Origin of the sequence: Synechococcus sp. R55.2 (genome assembly GCF_047462075.1) — a bacterium.
Classification (GTDB): Bacteria; Cyanobacteriota; Cyanobacteriia; order Thermostichales; family Thermostichaceae; genus Thermostichus.
The window spans coordinates 1-4,713 of sequence record NZ_JANSIH010000261.1 but is presented as its reverse complement, the minus strand read 5'-3'; the positions used below and the strand labels follow the sequence as shown (position 1 = coordinate 4,713).

The window sequence follows — 4,713 nt, the reverse complement described above, 5'->3', positions numbered from 1 at the left end:
ATACTGTACATTATTTTCAGTATAGTCCAGCGTATCATTGACTAGAGTCATGCTCACTGTTAACGCGACTGAGTTGCAAAGGGATCCCCTCCCACATAGGTCGCCCCTATTTTGGCCTGGATCCCTCTTGGGGATGTTCTAGATCACTGCAAAAGTGCTCCGCACCGCTGACGGGATGGGAAGAGCTTGTACGGGAGCAGCTCACCGCAGTTTCTCCTCTCCCAGCCACACCCGGCGACGTCCTCTGTCCCACACCAGCAGGGTGTGGATCCCAATCCAAAGTCCTGTCCACAGCCAGTTGTGCAGCCAGATTTTGCCCAGAATGGGCAGGGTCAGGCCCTCCGTTCCCCCCAAAACCAGGCCGGCTGCCAAAATCAGCCCTTCAAAAGCCAGAAACCCCAAGATGAGCATGGCCGGGATCCAGAGATAGTTCAGCAGCAGTTGCCTTGGCCGAAGCGGCTTGGACTGAGAAAACAGAGGTCGGTAACCGCCAGCAAGAGCAATCCCCACCGTGCCGATCCCCAGCACCAACCCCCAGGCAAACGAATCGGGAGTGCGGGGATAGTTGTGCCAGGTGTAGCCAAAGATTTGGTTGGCCAGCCAAATCATCAAAGCACTAATGATTGCCCTTTGGCGGGTTAAAGTTGTGCCTGCAACAATACCAACAGTTACAAAAGGAAGGGTACATGTATAAGCAATATTGCTGAGACAGCCGACGGTGGTAAACAAGCTGGGCCAGAACCAGCCTTGGGCCAAATCTTGAGCAGCTTGTATCCAAAGTGGGGCTGAGATCAAGCGGCAAGATCTGGGGATAGGTTGAGCACTCGATTGCAGGCCAATCATGCTTTAATCTCCTGGAAAAAGGTGGTCTTTCAGAGGACAGCTATTAAGCAAATGCTCAAAAACAATTTGCCGAGCTACTTGGGGAGTAACCCGCTTGTACCAGGTGCGATCCCCAGAGTAAAAAACCACGGGCCCCTGTTGGCAAACTTCCAAGCAGCCTGAGGTGATAACCTGTACGTCTAGGTTGGCTTCTCGAAGAGCCGATTCCAGAGCTTCCACAACCGGTTGGTAGTTGCGGGAAGGATAACAACGGCTGGAACGACAGACGGCAAGGTAGGGACGTTTAAGAGGGTTATCCTCATAGGGGATCCGCTCTTTCCCCTGCACATAGATGGCGCGGATGCGCTCGTAAAGAGAAAGCTTTTGGTAGTCAGCTTTGCCTTCCGGCAGGTAGTCTTCCTCTGGCCCCAAAAAGGGGCTGGGCAGGAAAATCTGTAGCAAAGGTTCTTCTGCTCCATTCCAGAATTGGATTCCCCACATGCGGGGCTGACCTTGGGGATTGAGGCGCCGGTAGAGAGCAGCACGGCTAACCAATCTTTTGCGGCGCAGCTCGGGTGGGGTCTTGCGATGGGGGCCGCCTTGGTGCTCCTCCAGGCACAAATGCAGGTGCCAAGTTTCGGTGGCAACGGTTAGATAGCCATCGTAGAGCACGCACAAAGCTGGAGGTTTCTTGAAAGCCAGCTCCAGCACCCCGCCTTCCGCCACATGGCCCACCTGGATCTCGGCCCAGTGCTCTTGAAACAGCTCGTAGAGCAACGGCCCCAAGCAGTCGATGTGGGCAGGGATCCCTTCATAAAGGGTTGTCCAACCCGTCAGAGAAACTTCCTGCCAAGCTTGATGGAGGGGGGTTATCCAGGGGGTAAAAGTGGCCATGAGAAAGCTCCTCAGTGCAGTGGTGGAATACGAGCAATCACCCCTTTTTTGAGAGGGCGCTCGGCCCAGGGTAGGATCCCATCTGGCTTGGTGAGGTAGAGCTCTGCTGTCTGCAGAATCAGCTCCACATCTTTTGGATCGAGATCTCCAAAAACATAGGTCATCTTTTGAGGTGCTGCCAACGCAACAACGCAAGCATGGCTGCAGCCGCTCATACAGGCAACCGGCTTCAGGGTCAGTTGAGGATTGAGGGTTTGAGATTGCAGGGCAGACAGCAGCATTTCTCCCTTGCTAATCCCTTCTTTTTGGCCGTTAACCCACCGAGATCCGCAGGTGATGCAAACCCAGAGATAATGACCGCTGGGTTGCTGGGCAGCGCTGCCAGCTTGGATGGGCAACTGGGAAGTTGATCGAGACATGGTGCTCCTTGATATAGTCATAGGTTTCTGTCCAAGCAAAGGGTGTGAGAAGAGGCAAAGACGATCTCAATGTCTTGGCCAAGGATTCAGCAGTGAGTTAGACAGCTAAAAGTCAGCCTCAAGTCGCTCTAAAATTGGCCCCTTAAATTAAGCCGAACGGTGCGACCCACTCCTGGGTAGCCGGGGAAAACCTCATATTGCTCATCCAGCAGGTTATCGACTCCCACCTCGAGAGCGAGATTTTCTGCTACTGGGATCCCTCCCCGCAGAGCCAGGTTGGTGTAGCCGGGCAGAGATTGGGTATTGGCGTTGTTGGTAAAGAAAGTGCCAATGTGATGCAGGAAAACTGAGGCATACCGATCCTCTGCATCGCGGTAGCTCAGGCCCAGGTTGAAGCTGTCTGCTCCCACGAAGGCTAGCTGTTTGCCAACCGCTTTGGGATCCAGCGCCGAGCGGATGATGGGATCGTTCAGGGTGTAGTTGGCAAAAAGAGTCCAGTTTTCCCCCAATCGCAAATCCAGGGCTGCTTCCAAGCCCGTGTATTCCACGAGCTCAATGTTTTCGTAGGTTCCCCTGCGCGGGCCAGTGCTGACAAAGGTGATGCCATCGCGGATGCGGTTATGGGCAAAGGTCAAGCGCAGCAGGCCAAAATCTCCCAGAGCCTGATCCAGGCCAATGTCAAAACTCTCTCCCCGCTCCGGGCGCAAATTGGGGTTGCCGTCGACTTCAAAAAAGCCGCGCAGCCGAAAGAACAGGTTTGAGATCAAGGGAGTGCGAAAGCTGCCGGCATAATTGGCCCTCAGGGTGGTGCCTTCTGCCAAAACCCAGCGGATCCCTGCGGCAGGAGAGGTGGCCGAACCGTTGACCAGATTGCTCGAATCTTGGCGAACACCTAAGTTGAGATAAAAGTTGGGCTGTGGCTTGTAATCCAGGCGGGCAAAGAGGGCCCCTTGGTTCACGGTATTGTCGTAGTTGACATTGGTGGATCCCCTGGCAAAGGAGAAGGTGGTGTTGCGAGCTGAAATGGATCGGTAATCCGCTCCTAGAGTAAGCTCCAGGTTTTCAGCAGCCTTCCAGGTGTATTGCAGTTGGGATCCCCACCCCGTTCGCAGGATCTCATCCCGGGATCCCTGGCTTTGTGGGGCGCTGAAGCGATAGTTGAGGTCGTCAAAAAATACCCTAGCTTGCAGGGATCCCCTCTCTTGATCCCACAGCCAACTGAGATCTAACAGCAGGTCGTTGGTGTTTTGCCCTGCATCGGGGGAGGGAAACTCGGTGCTGCCAGGCACCTGAAACGCTTTGTTGAGATAAAGGGCATTTCCGGTTAGGACTTGGCCTTCTGCCAATTGCCAGGTGAGCTTGGCTTGTAGGTTGTGGTACTCCACCGCCGAGTTTTCCCGCCTGCCGGCTCTGCCCAAACGCCTAATTTCAAAAGGAAAGTCGTTGTTGCTCTGCAGACGGCGATAGCTGACCACCCAGCCCAGATCCTGCACCTGGCCGCGGTTCTGGATCCCTTGCTCGTTGAGGCCGTAGCTGCCGATAGCCGCTTCCAGCACGGTCTCGGATCCCGGCTTTGGATCCAGCGTCACGATGTTGATGACCCCGCCAACGGCATCGGAGCCGTATAAGGTGGAGCCCCCACCTGGAGAGATCTCAATACGCTCGACCACATCTGTAGTGATCTGAGACAGATCGAACCCGCCAAAAAAGCCCAGGTCGTTAATGGGGCGGCCATCCAAGAGCACCAACACCTGGGCCGTTCGTCCTCCCCGCATAAACTGGGAGCTAAGGGCTCCCAACTGGGTTCCTGCCGTGCCGTCGCTGAGGATCCCGGGCAGGTAGCGCAGGGCCTCCTGAACGGTTCTTGCCCCTTGCTCTCGAATTTGCTGGCGGGTAACGACGTAAACCGGGCGGGAAGAATCCCGCAGCAAGCCGGGGCGACGAAAAGGCGTGGTGACGGGTTGATTTAAAATCTCGGCGCTAACGCCGGTTTCCAAAACCTCTTGAGCTGAGGGCGGGGAAGCTGCCGGCTGCGCCCACGCTGGGATCCCCAAAACAAGACCCCCCAGCGCCAGGCTGAGACCTAGAATGGGATTCATTTTCCTAAAGCTCCTGATTCCGTGCGACGCGGAAGAAATGCGAGCCAAAACCGCAGGCGGGCATCCTGACTGAGGGCATGGGTCTAGCCCAAGCCCATCACAGTTGCGGCACAGCGCCGGATTTGCACCGGACTTTCCCCTTTACATGCCCTGGCTGATCCCCAGGACAACCTGTCGGTACAGCTTTCTCTGCGATTGCTCCGAAAAAGCCGTGCTAGGCATCATACATCCCCTGCTCTGGAGTTCCTATCCTGCCAGGGGGGATGTCATCCCCAGGGGTGAACGGGATCCCAACGGCAATCCCAGGGCTTTGGATGGGCCACATCCCATTTAGGCCAGATTTCTTCACTGCTTTGTAAGCAGTTGAAGGATAGCCCGCTGCTACTCCAGATCGCGAGGCCCAGGGATCCCTTAGCCTTTTAGAGAACAGAGCATGACTCTAGTCAATAATAAGCTCAACTATACTGAAAATAATGTAT

Annotated in this window: 4 protein-coding genes and 1 riboswitch; all 4 genes read right to left on the bottom strand. The window is 55.3% G+C overall.

Translation table 11 applies throughout. The annotated features are described in order from the left end of the window. Positions 1 to 201: 201 nt before the first annotated feature. Positions 202 to 609, bottom strand: a complete 408-nt coding sequence (locus tag NW838_RS08795; RefSeq protein ID WP_414351961.1) for a hypothetical protein — start codon at positions 607 to 609, stop codon at positions 202 to 204. Between the two features lie 237 nt (positions 610 to 846). Continuing rightward, complete coding sequence (locus tag NW838_RS08790; RefSeq protein WP_011432955.1) at positions 847 to 1,716, bottom strand: (2Fe-2S) ferredoxin domain-containing protein; 870 nt, start codon at positions 1,714 to 1,716, stop codon at positions 847 to 849. Positions 1,717 to 1,727: 11 nt separating this feature from the next. After that, positions 1,728 to 2,135, bottom strand: coding sequence for a DUF1636 domain-containing protein (locus NW838_RS08785; RefSeq protein ID WP_414358364.1), 408 nt, complete (start codon positions 2,133 to 2,135; stop codon positions 1,728 to 1,730). A 128-nt stretch (positions 2,136 to 2,263) separates the two neighbouring features. Then, positions 2,264 to 4,234 carry a TonB-dependent receptor plug domain-containing protein gene (locus tag NW838_RS08780; RefSeq protein WP_414427870.1) on the bottom strand — a complete coding sequence of 657 codons (1,971 nt, stop codon included), beginning with the start codon at positions 4,232 to 4,234 and terminating at the stop codon, positions 2,264 to 2,266. A gap of 37 nt (positions 4,235 to 4,271) precedes the next feature. Further along, positions 4,272 to 4,424, bottom strand: a riboswitch (cobalamin riboswitch). Between the last annotated feature and the right edge of the window lie 289 nt (positions 4,425 to 4,713).